Raw genomic sequence first — 18056 nt, 5'->3', positions numbered from 1 at the left:
CGCCACGGGGCGCCCCCGACGATCCGCTCAGCCGGAGAGCAACGATGCCCCTGTTCTACTTCGACGTCCGCGAAGGTCCGCTCTTCATCCAGGACGAGGACGGACTGGCGTTCCCGGATCTCGAACGGGCCGAGCAGGAGGCGATCCACGCCGTGGTCTCGATCGGCAAGGATCGCATTCCGCGCAGCGATACCCGCGACGTGACGGTCGAGGTGCGGGACGCGGACGGGAAGCGGGTGCTGACGGTCACGGTCGCCCTGATCGTCCAGCGGGTCGACCTCTCCCAGGACGCGGAGGGGTAGGCCCCCGGCCGGCAGCGCGGGACCGGAGCGTCCCGGGGAGGGGGAGCGTGTGGTGTCCTCGGCGGTATTCTCGGCGGTTTCCTCGGCGCCCGCCGTTCGCGGCGCCGAGGATGGCGGTCGTCAGGCGGCCTTCACGTTGGCGAGGAAGCTGCCGACCTCCCGCGTCAGGCTCTCGGAGTGGCGCGAGAGCTCCTGGGCCGCGCTGAGCACCTGGGACGCCGCCGCGCCGGTCTGGCCGGCCCCCTGGCGCACGTCGGAGATGTTGATCGTCACCTGCTCGGTGCCCTTGGCGGCCTCCTGCACGTTGCGGGTGATCTCCTGGGTGGCGGCACCCTGCTCCTCCATCGCGGCCGCGATGGACGCGGCGTAGCTCGACATCTCGCCGATGATCCGGCCGATCGCCTCGATGTCGGCGACCGCTTCCTGGGTCGCCGCCTGGATCTCGGTGATCCGCTCGCCGATCTCGCCGGTCGCCTTGGCGGTCTGGCCGGCGAGCTCCTTCACCTCGGAGGCGACGACGGCGAATCCCCGCCCGGCCTCGCCGGCCCGCGCCGCTTCGATGGTCGCGTTCAGCGCCAGCAGGTTCGTCTGCGAGGCGATGTTGGCGATCACCGACACGAAGGCGCTGATGCGCTCGGCCGTGGTGGCCAGGCGCCGCACGGTGGCGTCGGTGCGCTGGGCGTTCTCCACCGCGCGGCCGGCGATCTGCGAGGACTGGCTCACCTGGTGCACGATCTCCTGCACCGAGGCCGACATCTCCTCGCTGGCCGCGGCCACCGTCTGGACGTTGGCGGAGGTCTCCTCGGCGGCGCCGGCCACGATCATGGTCTGCTGCGTGGTCTGCTCGGCGATGCCGGCCATGGACTTGGCCGTCGCCTCCATCTCGGTGGAGGCTCCGGCCAGGCCGTGCGTGAGGGCGGCGACGTTGTGTTCGAAGCTCTTGGTGATCTGGTCGAGGCGCTCGGCCCGGCGCATCTTGGCCTCGTCCTCGATGGCCTGTTCGGCGGCGAGGCGGCGGACGGTGACCGCGTTGTCCTTGAACACCTGCAGCGCGCGCGCCAGCGTGCCGATCTCGTCCTTGCGCCCGGCGCCCTGGACCTCGACGGCCAGATCGCCCGCGGCGAGGCCTCCCATGGCGGCGGTCATCGCTGCGAGCGGACGGGTGACGCCGAGGACGACGATGGCGGCGAGAAGGCCGACGGCGACCGAAAGGCCGACCGCCGCGGCCACCACGAGCGTCTGCACGGCCGAACCGGCGACCTCGGAAGCTTTGGCTTTTGCGAGGTTGAGGTCGTTCATGTTGGTGTCGACCCGCTTCTTCACGGCCTCGACGAGCTTGGCGCGGGCCTCGCGGACCGGGCCGTTCGAAACCTTCGTCGCGGCCTCGGTCTCGCTCTTCAATCCATGCGCGATCGACCGGTCGGCCGCGGCGAAGAACTCCGTCAGCAGGGCCTTGATGCCCTCGTTGCCGGTGCGGCGCTCGGGCGTGTCGGCCAGGGCGATCAGGCGGTCGACGGCGGCCAGGGCGTTCGTCCGCGCCTCGGCGTAATGCCGCTGCTGCTCCTGCATCGCGGCACCGTCGGTCTCGATGATGACGTTCTTCTCGCGGATCGTCGCCTCGTCCATGGCGAAGGCCATCTGGAGGGCCGTCACCGCGCGCATGGCCGTGACATCGACGATCCTCTGCGTGCTTCGGTCGAGGCTGTTCAGGCTCGACCACGACAGCATCATCAAGCCGAGCGCGACCGTAACCAACAGAACCGTGGGGATGGCGAGTTTGCTCAAAAGTTTGAGATTATTCAGGATCTTCACGTCATCCACCTTGGCGTATCTGTTTTCGAAACCGTTGCAACCTCTAATGAGGCCGGGCTACATTCTCGTGCAGAAGGGTTAAATTTCGTTAAATTGGCGATGAAAACGTTCCGGCTACGTGAGCGAGGAAAGCAATCCCTTCGAATACTCGCGGATTTGTCCGGACGATCGGATCGATGGTGTTGGGCGTGTCTCGCCATCGTCGCTCGAACCCGGGCCGCTTCGTCGTCGGTGCCCCCGATGCGCCGGCTTGGAAACCCGTCCCCCACAGCCCGTGAAACTGCTAAGCCGTCGCCCTGGACCGCCCCCGGTCCGGTCCCCCGGAGTCAGTCGTGTCCTCCTCTCCCGAACCGAGCTTCCCCGCCGCGAGGATCGAAGCCGTCATCGCGATTCCCGTGCGCAACGAGGCCGAGCGGATCGGCGCCTGCCTGCGGGCGATCGACGCCCAGGCCGGGTTGGTGCCGGGCAGTCTCGGCCTCGTCCTGTTCCTCAACAATTGCACCGACGCCACCCCCGCCATCGTGGCCGGCATGCTGGCGGGGATGTCGCTGCCGGTGCGGGTGGTCGAGGTGACGTTCTCCGGCGCCAACGCCGGCTGGGCGCGGCGCGAGGCGATGAATGCCGCCGCCGACTGGCTCGAGGCGGAAGGGGAGGGCGGCACGATCCTGTCGACGGATGCCGACAGCCGGGTCCCGCCGGACTGGGTGGAGCGCAACCTCGCGGCCATGGCCGCCGGGGCCGATGCGGTCGCCGGCCGGGTCGAGCTCGATGCCGACGAGGCCGCGCTGCTGCCGCCCTCCCTGCCCGCCAGGGGGCGGCTGGAGGACGCCTACAGCGACCTCCTCACCGAGGCCGAGGCGCTGATCGATCCCGATCCCAACGATCCCTGGCCGTGCCATCGCACCACCATCGGGGCGACGCTGGCCGTGAGCGTGTCGGCCTACCGGCAGGTGGGCGGCATGCCGCCGATGGCGCTGGGCGAGGACGGCGCCTTCGTGGCCGCCCTGCTCCAGCACGGCCTGCGCGTGCGCCACGCGGTCGATGTGGTCGTCACCATCTCGGCCCGCCTCACCGGCCGCGCCCCCGGGGGCGTGGCCGACACGATCCGGTCGCGTTGCGAACTGCCCGACGCCCTGTGCGACGCCCGCCTCGAACCGCTGCCGAGCGCCCTGTTCCGCTATGGCTGGCGCCGGCGCCTGCGCCGGCTGCACGCGGGCGGGCGCCTGGCGCGCAACACCGCCTGGGCGAGGCTTCTGGGCATCCCGCCCGAGGAGGCCCGCCGCATCGCCGAGATTCCGCTGGCCGGCCTCGCTCTGGCGCAGGCCGAGCGCGCCAGCCCGCGCCTCGCCTACCACCCCCTCGGGCCGAAGGAACTGTCGGGCCAGATCGCGGTGGCCGAGGCGGCCCTGGTGACGGTCCGAGACGCCGCGGCCCGCCGACGCGGGAAGACGGCCTGGGGATGAGCTGGCGATGAGAATGCGCGCGGGCCGGCCCGCGGAGGCGCCCGGCCGTCCCTTGACCCCCGTCGGGGCGGATTGCTAGGCCACTCTCTGGAACCCATCCAGACAGGATGGTCGGAGAAGCACCATGGGCCAGCCGGTCTCGCTCGACGTCAACGGGCGCGCGGTGAGCGTGCGCAGCGACGATCCCGAGGTTCCGCTCCTCTACGTCCTGCGCAACGACCTCGACCTGCACGGCCCCCGCTTCGGCTGTGGCCTGGGCCAATGCGGCGCCTGCACCGTCCATGTCGACGGGGTCGCGGTGCGCTCCTGCACGACGCCGCTGTCGAGCCTGCGGCCGGACCAGAAGATCGTGACGCTGGAAGGACTCGGCTCGGCCGACCGGCCGCATCCGGTCCAGGCCGCCTTCATCGCCGAGCAGGCCGCGCAATGCGGCTACTGCATCAACGGCATGATCATGCAGTCGGCAGCGCTGCTCGCCCGCAGCCCCAACCCCGACGACGCGGCGATCAAGCGGGAGCTGGCGGGCAACCTGTGCCGCTGCGGCACCCATTCGCGGATCCTGCGCGCCGTGAAGCGCGCGGCCGCGTCCCTTTGAGATCCGACAGGCCCACCATGTCCGACCCGATCCTGTCCCGCCGCGCCATCCTCCAGGGCGGCGGCGCCCTGGTGGTGAGTTTTTCCCTGCTGCCGCGCGCCGCCGCCGCCGCGCCGCCGCTGCCCCCCGCCCTGCCGACGCGGGGCCTGCCGAAATCGGTGGCGGGCGACGAGGTCGACGGCTTCCTCGCCATCGGCGCGGACGGCCGCGTCACCGTGTTCTCCGGCAAGGTCGATCTGGGCACCGGCGTGAAGACCGCCCTCAAGCAGATGGCGGCCGAGGAACTCGACCTGCCGATGGGCGCCGTCTCGATCGTCCAGGGCGACACCGGCCTGACCCCCGACCAGGGGCCGACCTACGGCAGCCTGTCGATCCAGAACGGCGGCGCCCAGATCCGGCAGGCGGCGGCCACCGCCCGCGCCGCGCTGCTCGGGCTCGCCGCCGACCGCCTCGGCGTCCCCGCCGCCGGCCTCGCCCTCAAGGACGGCGCCATCGGCGGCATCCCCTTCGCCGACCTCCTCAAGGACAAGCGCTTCGCCCTCAAGGTCGACGCGGACGCGCCGCTCAAGGACCCGTCCCGCTACGCGCTCGTCGGCAAGTCGGTGGCGCGCATCGACATTCCGGGCAAGGTCACCGGGCGCTTCACCTACATCCACGACCTCAAGGTGCCCGGCATGGTCCACGGGCGGGTGGTGCGCCCGCCGACCATCGGCGCGAGGCTGGAAGCGGTGGACGATGCCGCCGCCCTGGCGATGCCCGGCGTCGTCAAGGTGGTGCGCGAGGGCAACTTCCTGGCGATCGTCGCCCAGACCGAATGGGGGGCGATCAAGGCGGCCGAGGCGCTGCGCCCGCGCTGGTCGGCCTGGGCCGGGCTGCCCGAGCAGGACAAGCTGTGGCAGCACGTCCGCGCCACCCGCGTCGCCAAGGACGACGTGACCAGCGCGGTGGGCGACGTCGCGGCGGCGCTGCCGCAGGCGGCCAAGGTGCTTGTCGCCACCTACGATTTCGCCATCCACACCCATGGCTCCATCGGCCCCTCCTGCGCGGTCGCCGAGTTCAAGGACGGGCGGCTCACCTGCTGGTCGGCCTCGCAGATGACCCATGCCCTGCGCCGGCAGCTCGCGGCGATGACCGGGCTGCCCACCGAGGACGTACGCTGCATCTACCTCGAAGGCTCGGGCTGCTACGGACGCAACGGCCACGAGGACGCCGCCGCCGACGCCACCCTGCTGGCGCGCGCGGTGGGCCGGCCGGTGCGGGTGCAATGGTCGCGGGCCGACGAGCACGGCTGGGATCCCAAGGGCCCGCCGACGCTGATCGACCTGAAGGGCGGCCTCGACGCCGCCGGGGCGATCGTCGCCTGGACCTCGGAATTCTTCATCCCCGAGGGCGGGGCCGGCAACGTGCCGCTGGTGGCGGCCGAACTCGCCGGCCTGCCGCACGAGACCGCCCTGGCGCCGGGCAACATCGTCCACAACTCGGCGCTGCCCTACGCCCTGCCCAACGTGCGCACGGTCTGCCATCGCCTCGCCGAGACGCCGCTGCGCCCGTCCTGGATCCGCACGCCGGGGCGGATGCAGAACACCTTCGCCAACGAGGCCTTCCTCGACGAGCTGGCGGCGGCCGCCGGCGTCGACCCCGCCGCATACCGGATGCGGCTCCTGAACGACCCGCGCGGGGCCGAGGTGCTGACCCGCGCCCTCGCCCTGGCCAAGTGGGAGAGCAGGCCCTCGCCGCGGGCCGAGACCGGCGGCGACGTGCTGCGCGGCCGCGGCGTCTCCTATGTCCGCTACGAACTCTACCGCACCTATGTCGCGGGCGTCGCCGAGGTGGAGGTCGACCGCGCCACCGGCGCGATCCGGGTGCCGCGCTTCGTCGTCGTCCAGGATTGCGGCCAGGTCATCAACCCCGACGGGGTGCGCAACCAGCTCGAAGGCAACGTGATCCAGACCGTGAGCCGCGTGCTCAAGGAGGAGGTGACCTTCGACCGGGGCGCCGTCACCAGCCTCGACTGGGCGAGCTACCCGATCCTCGCCTTCCCGGAGGTGCCCGAGGTGGTGATGGAACTGATCGACCGGCCCACCGAAAAACCCTGGGGGGCGGGCGAGCCGGCCGCCGCGATCGTGCCGTCCGCGATCTCGAACGCGGTGTTCGACGCGACCGGCGTGCGCCTGCGCTCGGTGCCCTTCACGAAGGCCAAGATGCTCGAGGGCCTGCGCGGCGTCTGACGAGCGACCGCTCGCCAGAACCGGCGGCGCCAGGACCGGAGTCGCTCAGGCCGACCACCGCTCCCGGTAGTCGGGGGCCAGCGTCAGCCCGTTGGGCTGGCTGACGGACGGCGGCGGCGCGCTGATGGCCTGCTGCAGGTAGTCGATCATCGCCATCACGCCGATCGAGGTGTAGGGCTTGGCGATCACGCCGACCGCGCCGGCGAAATCCTCGGGCAGCAGCTTGGGGTTCGCCGTCATGAACACCACCGGTGCCCCGGTATGGCGGCGGAACAGGTCGGCGACCTCGATGCCGGTGATCCCGTCCGAGAGGTGGATGTCGACGAGGGCGAGGTCGGCGCTCACCTCCCGCAGCAGCTCCTCGGCCTCGCTGAGGCAGGTGGCCCAGCCGACGGTGACGTGGCCGGCATCCTCCAGCATGTTCTCGAGTTCCATGGCCAGGATGGCCTCGTCCTCGACGATGACGACGTTGAGCGGCCGGGACTCCGTCATGATCCGCGCCTCCGCTGCTCGATCGGCATGGCGATCTCGACGCGGGTGCCCGGGTTGGCGTCGGCCCAGGTTGTCCTGGCCTGCAGCTGCCTGCCGAGCCGCTCCACCAGCTTGCGGCCGTAGGACGGGCGGGTCTTGCCGTCCTCCGACATGCCGTGGCCGTCGTCGACGATGGTGATCCGGCAGGTGGTCCCGTCCCGGCGCACCACCGTCCGGATGGTGCCGCCCCGCTCCTGCGGGAAGCCGTGCTTGATCGCGTTGGTCAGCACCTCGTTGACCATGAGCGCCAGCGGGGCGGCCTTGTCGGCCGGCACGTCGATGGCCTCGAGGTCGAGGTCGGTCCTGATGTCCTGGCGGCCGGTGGCGATCACGAGGTCGGAGACGAGGTCGCGCACGAATTCCGACACGTCGAACCGCGAGACGTCACCCGACTGGTAGAAGCGCCGATGGACGGTGCTCATGGCCTCGACCCGGCTCAGGGTCGTGGTCAGCGAGGCCCTGATCCCCTCGTCGGGGATCGTGCGCAGCTGCATGCTGATCAGCGAGGCGATGATCTGCATGTTGTTCTTGACGCGGTGATCGACCTCGTGGAGCAGCGTCGTGCGCAGTTCGAGGGCGGCGGCGAGGTCGCGGTTGCTCAGTTCCAGCTCCCGCGTCCGCTCGGCGACGGCCCGCTCGAAGCGGTCCTTGTCGGCGCTGACCTGGAACTCGTTCATCTTGCGGTCGGTGACGTCGAGCTGCGAGGCGAAGTAGAACTGCAGCTCCCCGTCCTCGTTGATCACCGGGCTGATGTAGAGGGCGTTCCAGAACGTGCTGCCGTCCTGGCGGTAGTTGAGGATGTCGACGCTCACGTCCTCCCGCCTCTCGATGGCCTCCCTGATCCGGGCGACCTCGGCCCGGTCGGTGTCCGGTCCCTGCAGGAAGCGGCAGTTCCGGCCCATGACCTCCTCGCGGGAATAGCCCGTCATCTGGAGGAAGGCGTCGTTGGCGAAGGTGATCGGGTTATCGGGCAGGCGCGGGTCGGTGATGATCATCGCCATGCGGGTGGCCCGGACGGCGGCGGCGAACGGATCGCCCTTGCCGTGCTCAGCATTCAGCCGGTCGGTGATCCGCCATGCATCACGTTGCTCCACGTCTCTCGCCTTCCTGGGTTCGCTTCGATCGCCCGACGAGCCCCTTCAGGGCGGCTCGGGTCAAAGACCGGGTCGAGTCGGTTCGTTCCTCACGCGCGAGTCGGTTCGTTCCTCACGCGAAGGTGCCCGGACGGACGGGGACATGCCCTTGTCCCGAGCGTTTCCATCGTCCCGCGCGTTTCGGACGCCGGATGAAGACCCGCGATGGTTGTCGTCCCACCGCCGTCGATCCGGTGTCCTCCAGTGGACATAGGCCCTTATCCCGCCGCCAAGCAAGCGCGATGGCCCTCGCTTCGCCGGCGTTGCGACGATCGGGCCCGAGCCTCACGGCGGGGCGCCGCCGGCCGGCTGGTTCGGGTCGCTGAGCTGGATCGTCCAGCTCTTCTGCTCGCCGGTGTCGACCTCGTAGAAGCCGTTGCGGTCGAAACCGCGGGCGAGGCAGTCCTCGACCCCGCGGATGGTGAACTCCGAGTCCTTGGTGCACATCAGCGAGCGGCCGCTCCACTCGCCGCCGCGGGTGTAGTCCACCGCGAACACGTAGTAGAACCGGGCCGAGAGGGAGCCCCGCAGCAGGGTCTCGCAGGCCTTGGGCGTCAGGTCCCACCAGCCCTCGGTCACCCAGCCCTGCGCGTCGCGGTAGCCCAGCGAGATCCCGACCTTGCTCGTGGTCTGGTTGCACAGGCGCAGGTCGGCCCGGGCGGGGGTGGCGAGGACGAGGATCGCGATCGCCCCGCCCCAGGGCGCCAACAGCCGTCCCAGGCCACGCTGTCCGAGTCGGCGCCGACGCGGTCGCTTATCCGACAAGGATGATCCGGCAATCGTTGACATTGGTGCGCGTCGGGCCCGGCTGGACGAGATCGCCGATGGTGGCGAAGAACTTGGTCGAATCGTTGTCCGCCAGCATCGCCTCCGGATCGAGGCCGGCGGCGCGGGCGCGCTCCAGGGTGGTGGGATCGACGAGGCCGCCGGCCGGGTCGGTGGCCTCGCCGCGCCCGCCGTCGGTGCCGTCGGTGTCGGCGGCGATGCCGAGGATGCCCGGATGGCCCTCGAGGGCGATGGCGAGCGCCAGGGCGTATTCCTGGTTGGGGCCGCCGTGGCCCTCGCCGCGGATGGTGACGGTGAGTTCGCCGCCCGAGATGATCGCGACTTTCCGGCCGGCCTGCGCCATCTCCCTGGCGAGCCTGGCGTGTTCGGCCGCGACCTCGCGGGCCTCGCCCTCCACGTCGGGGCCGAGCATCACCGGCTCGTAGCCGGCCTTGCGCGCCGCCGCCGCCGCCGCCTCCAGCGCGTCGATGGGCCGGGCGACGATGATGTATTCCGAGCGCGCGAAGGCGGGATCGCCGGCCTTGGGCGTCTCGTTGGCCGGGTCGTTGAGGAGCGCCCGTGCCGTGTCGGGCAGCGGGATGCCGCGGCGCTCGCAGATGGCCAGCGCGTCGGCCAGCGTCGTGGGATCGGGCACCGTCGGCCCCGAGGCGATCACCGCCGGATCGTCGTGGGGCACGTCCGAGATCGCCAGCGTCAGGATCGAGCGGGCGTTGCGCGCCTTCACCGCGAGGCGCCCGCCCTTGATGCGCGAGAGGTGCTTGCGCACGGCGTTGATCTCGCCGATGGGCGCGCCCGAGCGCAGCAGCGCCTTGGTCACCGCCTGCTTCTCGGAGAGCGTGAGGTCGCCGGCCGGGGCGATCCAGTTGGCCGAGCCGCCGCCCGAGAGCAGCACCAGCACGTCGTCCTCGGGGCCGGCGTCGCCGGCCAGCCGCAGGGTCTCGATGGTGGCGTCGATGCCGGCCTGGTCGGGCACCGGGTGGCCGGCCTCGACCATGCGGATCATCGGCGCCTCCTCGCCGTAGCCGTGGCGCGCCACCGCGAAGCCGGCGATGCGCTCGGCGTCGACCCCGTGCGTCTCCCGGTAGAACCGGCTCGCCACCGCCGCCATGCTGCCGCCGGCCTTGCCGGCACCGAGGATGATGAGGCGCCCCGGCCCGGGGGCCGGCAGGTGCGGCGCGAGGCAGCGCGCCGGATGGGCCGCGGCGATCGCCTCGTCGAGGAAGCCGAGGAGGAGGGCGCGGGCGGCCGAAGGGGCGGGGGAGGGCGCTGTCATGGCGGGCGTATCCGTCTCTCGTGTCGCTTTGGCGGTCGCTCTTTCGACGAACGCACGGCCCGCCGGCGTCGAAGTCCCGCTGCCGGGATGTTGCCGTGACGTCGCGACCCGCGATACGTGCTGTGCCCGACGCCCGCCGCGCGGGCAAGCGCGAGATGACGCGGCCCGCGGCTTGGTCCGCGGCTTGCCGGACTTCCTTGAGCCAGCCCCCGCCCGCAACCCCGGAGCGTTCGAGCCTCATGCCCAGCCCTCATTCGCACGGCCCCCATCCCGTCGAGACCGTTCCGGGCGACCCCGCCTGCGGCCTGCTGCTTCTGTGCGACCACGCCTCCAACCACGTGCCCGACGACCTCGGCCGGCTCGGGGTTCCGGACGCCGAGTTCTCCCGCCACATCGCCTACGACATCGGCGCGGCCGGGGTGACCCGCCGCCTCGCCGCCCTCCTCGGTGCGCCCGCCGTCCTCACCACCTTCTCGCGGCTCGTCATCGACCCGAACCGCGGACGCGACGACCCGACCCTGGTGATGCGGCTCTCCGACGGGGCCGTGGTGCCGGGCAACGCCCGCATCGACGAGGCCGGCAAGGCGGAGCGGATCGCCCGCTTCTACGAACCCTACGACCGGGCCATCGACGCCCATGTCGCCGCGGCGATGGCGGCGGGCGCGCCGCCGGCCATCGTCACCATCCACAGCTTCACCCCGTGCTGGCGCGGCGACCCGCGCCCCTGGCACGTCGGCATCCTGTGGGACCACGACGACCGCCTGAGCGCCCCCCTCGTGGCGGGCCTGCGCGCCGACCCGGCCGGGCTGACGGTGGGCGACAACGAACCCTACGGCGGCGGCCTGCCCGGAGACACCGTCGACCGCCACGCCATCGCCCGCGGCCTGCCCAACGCCCTCGTCGAGATCCGCCAGGACCTGATCGCGGACGAGGCCGGCGAGGCGGAATGGGCGGCGCGATTCGCCGGGCTCCTGCGGCCCCACCTCGCCCCGACGGCTTGACGCCCGGGGCATGGACGCCGACCTCTCTTGGCACGCACGACGAGGAGTCCGCGCCATGACGATCGACACCGCCACCACCACCGAACTCGAAGCCGCCGTCTTCCGCCGTCTCGTGGCGCATCTGCGGGCCCGCGAGGACGTGCAGAACATCGACCTGATGACCATGGCCGGCTTCTGCCGGAACTGCCTCTCGAACTGGCTCAAGGACGAGGCCGACGCCCGCGGCCTGGAACTGAGCAAGGACGAGAGCCGCGAGCACGTCTACGGGATGCCCTACGAGGACTGGAAGCGCCGCCAGCCGGAGGCGACGCCCGAGCAGCAGGCGGCCTTCGCCAAGGTCCAGGCCGAACCGCACTGAGGGTTATCGAAGGGACAACGGCGTCGCGGCGCGATGCGAATCGCCCTGGTGGGCCGGGGGGATCGGCACCGCCGATTTCCGCCGGGGCCCTAATCTCCCGGTAAGCTCGACCGCCTAATCCGGATCGACGGGCGCGGCGCCGACCTGTCGCCGCGCCGCCGATTCGAAGGACATCGCACGATCATGGCCGCCTCTCCCGCACCCGCCGTCGACGCCTCCTCCGTCGCCGCCGACCAGCTCAAGAGCTTCATCGAGCGCATCGAGCGCCTCGAAGAGGAGAAGGCCGGCCTCGCCGGCGACATCAAGGACGTCTACGCGGAGGCCAAGGGCACCGGCTTCGACGTGAAGGCCCTGCGCAAGATCGTCTCCCTGCGCAAGAAGGACCACGCCGAGCGCCAGGAGGAAGAGGCGATCCTCGAACTCTACATGCAGGCGCTCGGCATGGTTTAGCGCTCCGCGAGGGAGAGGGAACGTAACCCGACGGGGTGTCCTTTTCATCTATGTTAAAATCTACTATCCGCGCCCTCTGGCGCCACGGCCGAGCTTGATCGCCGTGGCCGGCTCGCACGAGGTCAAGACTCCATGGCAGGCCAGAAGACCGACGCACGCGACGTCCATGTCGGACAGCGCATCGCCCTCCAGCGCAAGAAGGCGGCCCTGACGCAGAAGCGGGTGGCCCAGAGCTTCGGCATGTCGGCGGCCCAGCTCCAGAAGTACGAGAAGGGCACCAACCGCATCAGCGCCATCCACCTCGACACCTTCAGCCGGCTGACCGGCGTGCCGGTGGCGTACTTCTTCGAGGGCATGCAGCGCCTCGACGACGTGCCGCCGGAAGGGTTCGCGGAAAGGCCGCAGCAGGCCTTCGCGGCGGATTCAGCGGCGGATGCCGCGCCGGGCTCCTGGCAGGGCCTCGCCGAGGTGGTGGCCGAGCACGTCAAGCGGCACTTCACGGAGGACGGCCGCAAGGACTTCGCGGCCGCCATCCAGGTTCTCGGCACCCGCCTGGGGACCTGAAGGCGCGATGGCCCGACGCGGCCGTCCCGGTGAAGGCCCGCGTCTGCTCTAACGACCGTTTCGTTCGTCGCCACGAACGTGTCCGGTCTTTCGGCTTGACCCTGCCACAGGCCGATGCCAGAACCTCGGCCTTCCGAAGACCGGGTCCAACGCCATCGAATCTGGGCGTACCCACAGCCGGGGATCGTCCTCAATGCCGCGTTCCAACTACCTCTTCACGAGCGAGTCGGTTTCCGAAGGTCACCCGGACAAGGTCTGCGACCGGATCTCCGACACCGTGGTCGACGCCTATCTCGCGGCGATGCCCGAGGCGCGTCTGGGCGTCGAGACCCTGGCCACCACCAACCGCATCGTCATCGCCGGCGAGGTCCGCGGTCCCGATTCGGTGACCTTCGACCATCTCACCGAGCTGACCCGCGAAGCGGTGAAGGACATCGGCTACGAGCAGTCGGGCTTCCACTGGAAGCACAACGACATCGCCATCCACCTGCACGCCCAGTCGGCCGACATCGCCCAGGGCGTGGACGCCGCCGGCAACAAGGACGAGGGTGCCGGCGACCAGGGCATCATGTTCGGCTACGCCTCGGACGAGACCCCCGAGCTGATGCCGGCCCCGATCTACTACGCCCACAAGATTCTCAAGGACCTCGCCGACGCCCGCAAGGGCAAGGTCGGCGACGCGGCCAAGCTCGGCCCCGACGCCAAGAGCCAGGTCACCGTGCGTTACGTCGACGGCCGCCCGGTCGGCGTCACCCAGATCGTGCTCTCGACCCAGCACGTGGACGAGAGCCTCGATTCGGCCGACGTGCGCGCCATCGTCGAGCCTTACATCCAGGCGGCCCTCCCCAAGGGCTGGATCGACGGCTCCACCGTCTGGCACGTCAACCCCACCGGCAAGTTCGTGATCGGCGGCCCCGACGGCGATGCCGGCCTCACCGGCCGCAAGATCATCGTCGACACCTACGGCGGGGCCGCCCCCCACGGCGGCGGCGCCTTCTCGGGCAAGGACCCGACCAAGGTCGACCGCTCGGCGGCCTATGCCGCGCGCTACCTCGCCAAGAACGTGGTCGCCGCGGGCCTCGCCACCCGCGCCACCATCCAGCTCGCCTACGCCATCGGCGTCGCCAAGCCCCTGTCGATCTACGTCGACCTGCACGGCACCGGCACCGTGGACGAGGCCAAGCTCGAAGGCGTGCTGATGGACGCCCTCGACCTGTCGCCCCGCGGCATCCGCCTGAAGCTCGGCCTCAACAAGCCGATCTACGCCCGCACCTCGGCCTACGGCCACTTCGGCCGGGCACCCGACGCGGACGGCGGCTTCTCGTGGGAGCGCACCGACCTCGCCGACAGCCTCAAGTCGGCGTTCTGAGGCCTGTTCCGCATGGTGGGGCGGGGGGATGACCCGCCCCAGGCGGGCGGTATCGCGAGCGAGGAGGCGCCCGAGCGCGCCTTCTTCGGCCGGCGCAAGGGCAAGCGCCTGCGCGCGCTCCAGGAGCAGCGGCTGGCCTCCCTCCTGCCGGAGCTGAGGATCGCCCTGCCGGGAGAGGGCGCGTTCCTCGATCCCGCGGCCCTGTTTCCGGACCCGGTCCGCGAGGTCTGGCTCGAGATCGGCTTCGGCGGCGGCGAGCACCTGGCCGCCAATGCGGCCCGCGAGCCCGGCGTCGGCATCATCGGCGCCGAGCCTTTCGTCAACGGCGTCGTCAAGCTCCTGCGCGAGATCGACGAGCGCGACCTGCGCAACGTCAGGATCTGGGACGAGGACGCGACCGCGTTGCTGGCCGCCCTGCCCGACGCCAGCGTGACGCGCGTCTACCTGCTCTATCCCGACCCGTGGCCCAAGCGCCGCCAGCGCAAGCGCCGCTTCGTCTCCGACGAGAGCCTGGCGGAGATCGCGCGCGTGCTCGTGCCCGGCGGCAGCTTTCGCTTCGCCAGCGACATCGACGATTACGCCGGCTGGACGCTGGTGCGCGTCGCCCGCAACCCGGACCTCGCGTGGACCGCGAGGGCGGCCACCGACTGGACGCGGCCCTGGCCGGATTGGCCCGGCACCCGCTACGAGGCCAAGGCCATCGCCGCCGGCCGCCGGCCGACGTATCTCACCGTCCTTCGTCAAGATGGGGAACAGCCGTCCGTCCGTCGATGATTGGACGAATGGCACCTTGTGGCCGGAATCATCTGCGATCATGGTCTGAATTCAGTCGGGTGTGCCGCGACGGCAGGCTTGACGCCGGCGGGTCCGAGTGAGGTTCGCGTGTTGGGCGGCAGGGCGGATCACGATCCGACGGCGCAGGCGGCCTCGGCCTTCGGGGGGGACGCGCATCGCGTGGCCTTCGACCTGGCCGCCACCGGCCTCGCGATCCTGTCGCCCGACGGCCGCACCATCCTCAGCGCCAATCCCCGCCTGTGCGCCATCGTCGGCCGGCCTCCCGGCAGCCTCGACGACCGGCCGCTGGGGACCGTCGGAGAGACCATGAACCCGGTGCCCGAGGGCATCCGCCTGTGGCGTCAGGCCGACGGCGCGGCGATTCCCGTGCGGGTGCGTCCCTCCGGATCGACGGCCGGCGCCGTGCGGGTCCTCGTGGTCGAGCCCGTGGACCCCGACGAGATGGTCCGGGCCGAGCAGAACCGCGACGCGCTCACCGCGGCCGGGCTCGGCGAGTGGCGCTGGGAGCGTGCCACCGGCCTCGTCACCCTGTCTCGCCGCGCCGCGCACATCCTCGGCCATCCCCCCGGCCATGCCCTGTCCTGGGCGGCCCTGCGCGCGCGGTTCGATCCGGCCGACGCCGAGCGCATCGGGCTGACGGTGCGCGAGTCCGGGCACGCGGGCGTGCCCTATGCCGTCGAGGCCCGTGTGCGCCATGGGCACGAGGACCGGACCGTCTGGGTGATGGCCCGGGGCCAGGGCACCCTGGCACCGGACGGGTCGCTCACCGGCATGGTCGGCGTGCTGCAGGACGTCACCGCCCGGGTCGCCGACCGCGACGCATTGCGCGACCGCGAGCAGCGCCTGCGCATCGCCGCATCCCTGGCCGATCTCGGCATCTTCGAGTGGCATATGCTCGACGACCGCGCGATCTGGGAGAACGAGCGCATGTTCGCGATCTTCGGCCGCCGTCCCGAAGACGGGGCCGTCGGCAAGCGCGAGTTCCTCGATCACATCCTCCACCCCGAGGACCGCATGGCGTTCCGGCACGCGATCTCCGCGGCCCTGCGCGACGACGCGATCCTGCATGTGAGTGGCCGCATCCGCCGGGCCGACGACGGAACCTGGCGGGTCATCGACATGGCCGGCCGCTTCGAGCGCGACACCCCCGACCGCCTGCCGCGGCGCCTGATCGGGGTCGTGGCCGACGTCACCGACCGGCGCCTCGCCGAGGACCGCCAGAACCTCCTGATCCGCGAGTTGCACCACCGGGTGAAGAACACCCTGGCCACGGTGCAGGCCATCGTCGGCTCGACCGCGCGCAACGCCACCAGCATCGAAAGTTTCTACGACGCCTTCGTCGGGCGCATCGTGTCGCTGGCCCACACCCATGCGGTGCTCACCGGCGCCACCTGGCAGATGGCGGGCCTGCGCGACCTGCTCTCCAACGAACTCAAGCCCTATGCCGACGGTGCCCTCGACGGGGAGCCCGACGCCCGCGTCACCCTGATCGGCCCGGCGGTCGACCTCGCCTCCGAGGTCGCGGTGCCGATCGGCATGGCCATCCACGAACTCACCACCAACGCCGCCAAATACGGGGCGCTCTCGACCCGCGCCGGACGGGTCGCCGTGACCTGGGCCGTGGAGCCGGACGACGCCTGCGGCACCCTGCTCTTCGCCTGGGTCGAGAGCGGCGGACCCACGGTGGCGCCCCCCACCCGCCAGGGCTTCGGCTCGCGGCTGCTGCAACGGGTGCTGACCACGCAGGTGCGCGCCGAGGTGACGACCGATTACGCCCCCGAGGGCTTTCGCCTCACGATGCGCGCGCCCCTGCCTGCCCGGAACGACACCCTCAATCCGTTGTGACGGGGCAACGCCGCGACCTCGAGCGATGCCAAGCGCGTTTACGGGCGTCACGACGCGGTGGCGCCCGCCCACCGGGAGGGGGCCCCGACCGTGCACGACCGGGACGACCCGCTTGAATGCCGGCCTCGCCGCTGGTAGCACGTCTCGGTCGGATGCCGGTGTAGCACAGCGGTAGTGCAGCGGTTTTGTAAACCGAAGGTCGGGAGTTCAATCCTCTCCGCCGGCACCGTCAGAGACCCCGGCCATCGGCCGAATCCGATGTCACGGGTCCTGTGCCGGCTTTCGACGACCTGCGGCTTGCGGCGTTCGTCCGCCGGGACCGGGATCGATCGTCCCTCGGCCGTGCTGGCATCTCAGGATCGCGGTGCGGCGCTGCCGACATCCGATCACCGAAGGCGCCGGATTCGCTCGAGTCCGCCATCGTCGAAGACGGGGATCACCGTTCGGACGGGGTTCCGGTCGGCGTCATCGGAACGGGGGTGGGCCTTTCGATGCTCCTCCGGCCCGGCCCGAACAGGGTGACGAGCCGCGATGTCGCCGGATCGGCAAGAGGTAGAGCCGTCAAACCGGTTTACTCGATATAGAGATGCGACCCCGCGGTTGCGATCAAGTCGGTATGGTCATCGTGCCGGATCAGCGTGTTTTCGCCGTGGGAAGACGGTTGCTGTTCGATCAGATTGGATCTCGACCTCATGTCGAAGCACAATTGCAGGGCCACGTGCTTCTCGAAGAGGGCGACTTCGAGCGATCTCTTGAGCATGGCGATCTGGTTTTCGTGATCGGCGAGGGTCTTGAACAGAACGGATCGCTCCGCCTCCCATTTCGCCTGCTCCGTCTTGATCTGGTCGATGAGCCGAATGGCCTGCGGCTCGACGGCCTCCTTCCAGGTTTGCAGCCTGTCGATGGAAGTGACGGCGGCTTCGATCAGTCCCAGCGCGCAGAACAGATCAACCTCGACACCGAGGGGGGCGCGATCGCTCGGCGACTCGACCGCAACCTCGGCGCCGTATGGAGAAGGAGTCCGCATCACGGGGTAAGATCTGTGATCAAGGGTCGACGGAATCGGCGCCGTTCTGCTGGTTGCCCGCGAGCTTGCTGCGGCTCTTGGGCCCGAAGGCCGTGAACACCGCGTCATGGAGGCGGATGAGCCAGGCCTCGGCCTCCTTGGCGCGCGCCTCGCCGCGTCGTGCGCGCTCCTCGGATTGGTTCAGGAGGGTCTGCTGCGACGCGAGCTTCTGCTGCAGGCTTTTGATCTCGTCTTCCGCTTGGGTGATGACGTGCTTGAGCTGGTTTTCGAGATCGACCGCTCGCTCCTCGGTGATCCGGATCGCTTCGCTCGCCTCCTGGACGAGCTCGATGGCCGACATCCATTCCCGCTGCGGAGAAGCCGACGCGCCGACGCTCTCGGAGGAGGGGAGGGTGCCTTCCTGGGTGGAGGCCGAGAGGCTGATGACCTTGTCCCCCGTGCGGCCGACATTCGCCTGCCACGGTCGCATCAGGACGGACGCCGTGGGAGAGCCACCACTTTTCAGCGCTTGATCAGACATTGTC

18 protein-coding genes and 1 tRNA gene are annotated in these 18056 nt (G+C 70.8%); 12 read left to right on the top strand and 7 right to left on the bottom strand.

Annotated features, from left to right (window positions below):
* The first annotated feature begins 44 nt into the window (after window positions 1–44).
* Window positions 45–302: a hypothetical protein gene (locus ASG59_RS11110; protein ID WP_055880062.1), complete on the top strand. Its 258-nt coding sequence runs from the start codon at window positions 45–47 to the stop codon at window positions 300–302.
* Between the two features lie 120 nt (window positions 303–422).
* On the opposite strand, the gene ASG59_RS11105 is transcribed toward ASG59_RS11110, so the two are convergent.
* A complete protein-coding gene (locus ASG59_RS11105) occupies window positions 423–2114 on the bottom strand; it encodes a methyl-accepting chemotaxis protein (RefSeq protein WP_056280859.1) in 1692 nt (563 codons plus the stop codon).
* Window positions 2115–2446: 332 nt separating this feature from the next.
* Between ASG59_RS11105 and ASG59_RS11100 the strand changes: the two genes are divergently transcribed.
* The 3 genes from ASG59_RS11100 (at window position 2447) to ASG59_RS11090 (ending at window position 6400) form a co-directional block, all read left to right on the top strand.
* A complete protein-coding gene (locus ASG59_RS11100) occupies window positions 2447–3577 on the top strand; it encodes a glycosyltransferase (RefSeq protein ID WP_056408852.1) in 1131 nt (376 codons plus the stop codon).
* Window positions 3578–3701: 124 nt separating this feature from the next.
* A complete protein-coding gene (locus ASG59_RS11095) occupies window positions 3702–4172 on the top strand; it encodes a (2Fe-2S)-binding protein (RefSeq protein WP_055880056.1) in 471 nt (156 codons plus the stop codon).
* Window positions 4173–4189: 17 nt separating this feature from the next.
* Window positions 4190–6400: a molybdopterin cofactor-binding domain-containing protein gene (locus tag ASG59_RS11090; protein ID WP_056408850.1), complete on the top strand. Its 2211-nt coding sequence runs from the start codon at window positions 4190–4192 to the stop codon at window positions 6398–6400.
* A 45-nt stretch (window positions 6401–6445) separates the two neighbouring features.
* On the opposite strand, the gene ASG59_RS11085 is transcribed toward ASG59_RS11090, so the two are convergent.
* The 4 genes from ASG59_RS11085 to ASG59_RS11070 all read right to left on the bottom strand — a co-directional run bounded on the left by ASG59_RS11085 (window position 6446) and on the right by ASG59_RS11070 (window position 10123).
* Window positions 6446–6892 (bottom strand): response regulator, encoded by a 447-nt coding sequence (locus tag ASG59_RS11085; RefSeq protein ID WP_055880050.1) that lies wholly within the window; start codon window positions 6890–6892, stop codon window positions 6446–6448.
* On the bottom strand, window positions 6889–8025 hold the full coding sequence (locus tag ASG59_RS11080) for a PAS domain-containing protein (RefSeq protein ID WP_055880048.1): 1137 nt from the start codon (window positions 8023–8025) through the stop codon (window positions 6889–6891). Before ASG59_RS11080 ends, ASG59_RS11085 begins: the two co-directional genes overlap by 4 nt.
* A gap of 324 nt (window positions 8026–8349) precedes the next feature.
* Complete coding sequence (locus tag ASG59_RS11075) at window positions 8350–8772, bottom strand: DUF1036 domain-containing protein (RefSeq protein WP_244472238.1); 423 nt, start codon at window positions 8770–8772, stop codon at window positions 8350–8352.
* A 46-nt stretch (window positions 8773–8818) separates the two neighbouring features.
* Window positions 8819–10123: a glycerate kinase gene (locus ASG59_RS11070; RefSeq protein WP_056408847.1), complete on the bottom strand. Its 1305-nt coding sequence runs from the start codon at window positions 10121–10123 to the stop codon at window positions 8819–8821.
* A gap of 239 nt (window positions 10124–10362) precedes the next feature.
* On the opposite strand from ASG59_RS11070, the gene ASG59_RS11065 reads away from it, so the two are divergent.
* The 8 genes from ASG59_RS11065 to ASG59_RS11030 all read left to right on the top strand — a co-directional run bounded on the left by ASG59_RS11065 (window position 10363) and on the right by ASG59_RS11030 (window position 16731).
* Entirely contained in the window at window positions 10363–11124 is a 762-nt protein-coding gene (locus ASG59_RS11065; RefSeq protein ID WP_055880040.1) for an N-formylglutamate amidohydrolase, read from the top strand.
* Window positions 11125–11179: 55 nt separating this feature from the next.
* Window positions 11180–11482, top strand: coding sequence for a DUF1244 domain-containing protein (locus ASG59_RS11060; RefSeq protein WP_056408845.1), 303 nt, complete (start codon window positions 11180–11182; stop codon window positions 11480–11482).
* A gap of 183 nt (window positions 11483–11665) precedes the next feature.
* Window positions 11666–11932 carry a DUF2312 domain-containing protein gene (locus ASG59_RS11055; protein WP_055880034.1) on the top strand — a complete coding sequence of 89 codons (267 nt, stop codon included), beginning with the start codon at window positions 11666–11668 and terminating at the stop codon, window positions 11930–11932.
* Window positions 11933–12064: 132 nt separating this feature from the next.
* On the top strand, window positions 12065–12496 hold the full coding sequence (locus ASG59_RS11050; RefSeq protein ID WP_056408844.1) for a helix-turn-helix transcriptional regulator: 432 nt from the start codon (window positions 12065–12067) through the stop codon (window positions 12494–12496).
* A 193-nt stretch (window positions 12497–12689) separates the two neighbouring features.
* A complete protein-coding gene (gene metK / locus ASG59_RS11045) occupies window positions 12690–13865 on the top strand; it encodes a methionine adenosyltransferase (protein ID WP_055880028.1) in 1176 nt (391 codons plus the stop codon).
* Window positions 13866–13877: 12 nt separating this feature from the next.
* A complete protein-coding gene (locus ASG59_RS11040) occupies window positions 13878–14639 on the top strand; it encodes a tRNA (guanine(46)-N(7))-methyltransferase TrmB (RefSeq protein WP_056408842.1) in 762 nt (253 codons plus the stop codon).
* Window positions 14640–14819: 180 nt separating this feature from the next.
* Window positions 14820–16505 (top strand): HWE histidine kinase domain-containing protein, encoded by a 1686-nt coding sequence (locus tag ASG59_RS11035; RefSeq protein ID WP_056408917.1) that lies wholly within the window; start codon window positions 14820–14822, stop codon window positions 16503–16505.
* 154 nt (window positions 16506–16659) lie between these two features.
* A tRNA-Thr gene (locus tag ASG59_RS11030) sits at window positions 16660–16731 on the top strand.
* A 345-nt stretch (window positions 16732–17076) separates the two neighbouring features.
* Here ASG59_RS11030 and ASG59_RS11025 read toward each other — a convergent pair.
* Together ASG59_RS11025 and ASG59_RS11020 are read right to left on the bottom strand one after the other, a co-directional pair.
* Window positions 17077–17535, bottom strand: coding sequence for a hypothetical protein (locus ASG59_RS11025; protein ID WP_156399211.1), 459 nt, complete (start codon window positions 17533–17535; stop codon window positions 17077–17079).
* 16 nt (window positions 17536–17551) lie between these two features.
* Entirely contained in the window at window positions 17552–18001 is a 450-nt protein-coding gene (locus ASG59_RS11020; RefSeq protein ID WP_244472237.1) for a hypothetical protein, read from the bottom strand.
* Window positions 18002–18056: the final 55 nt, after the last annotated feature.

The sequence above is a fragment of the Methylobacterium sp. Leaf466 genome, assembly GCF_001425565.1.
GTDB lineage: Bacteria > Pseudomonadota > Alphaproteobacteria > Rhizobiales > Beijerinckiaceae > Methylobacterium.
Note: the sequence above shows the minus strand (reverse complement) of the source record. Positions and strands in the feature narration are given on the sequence as shown.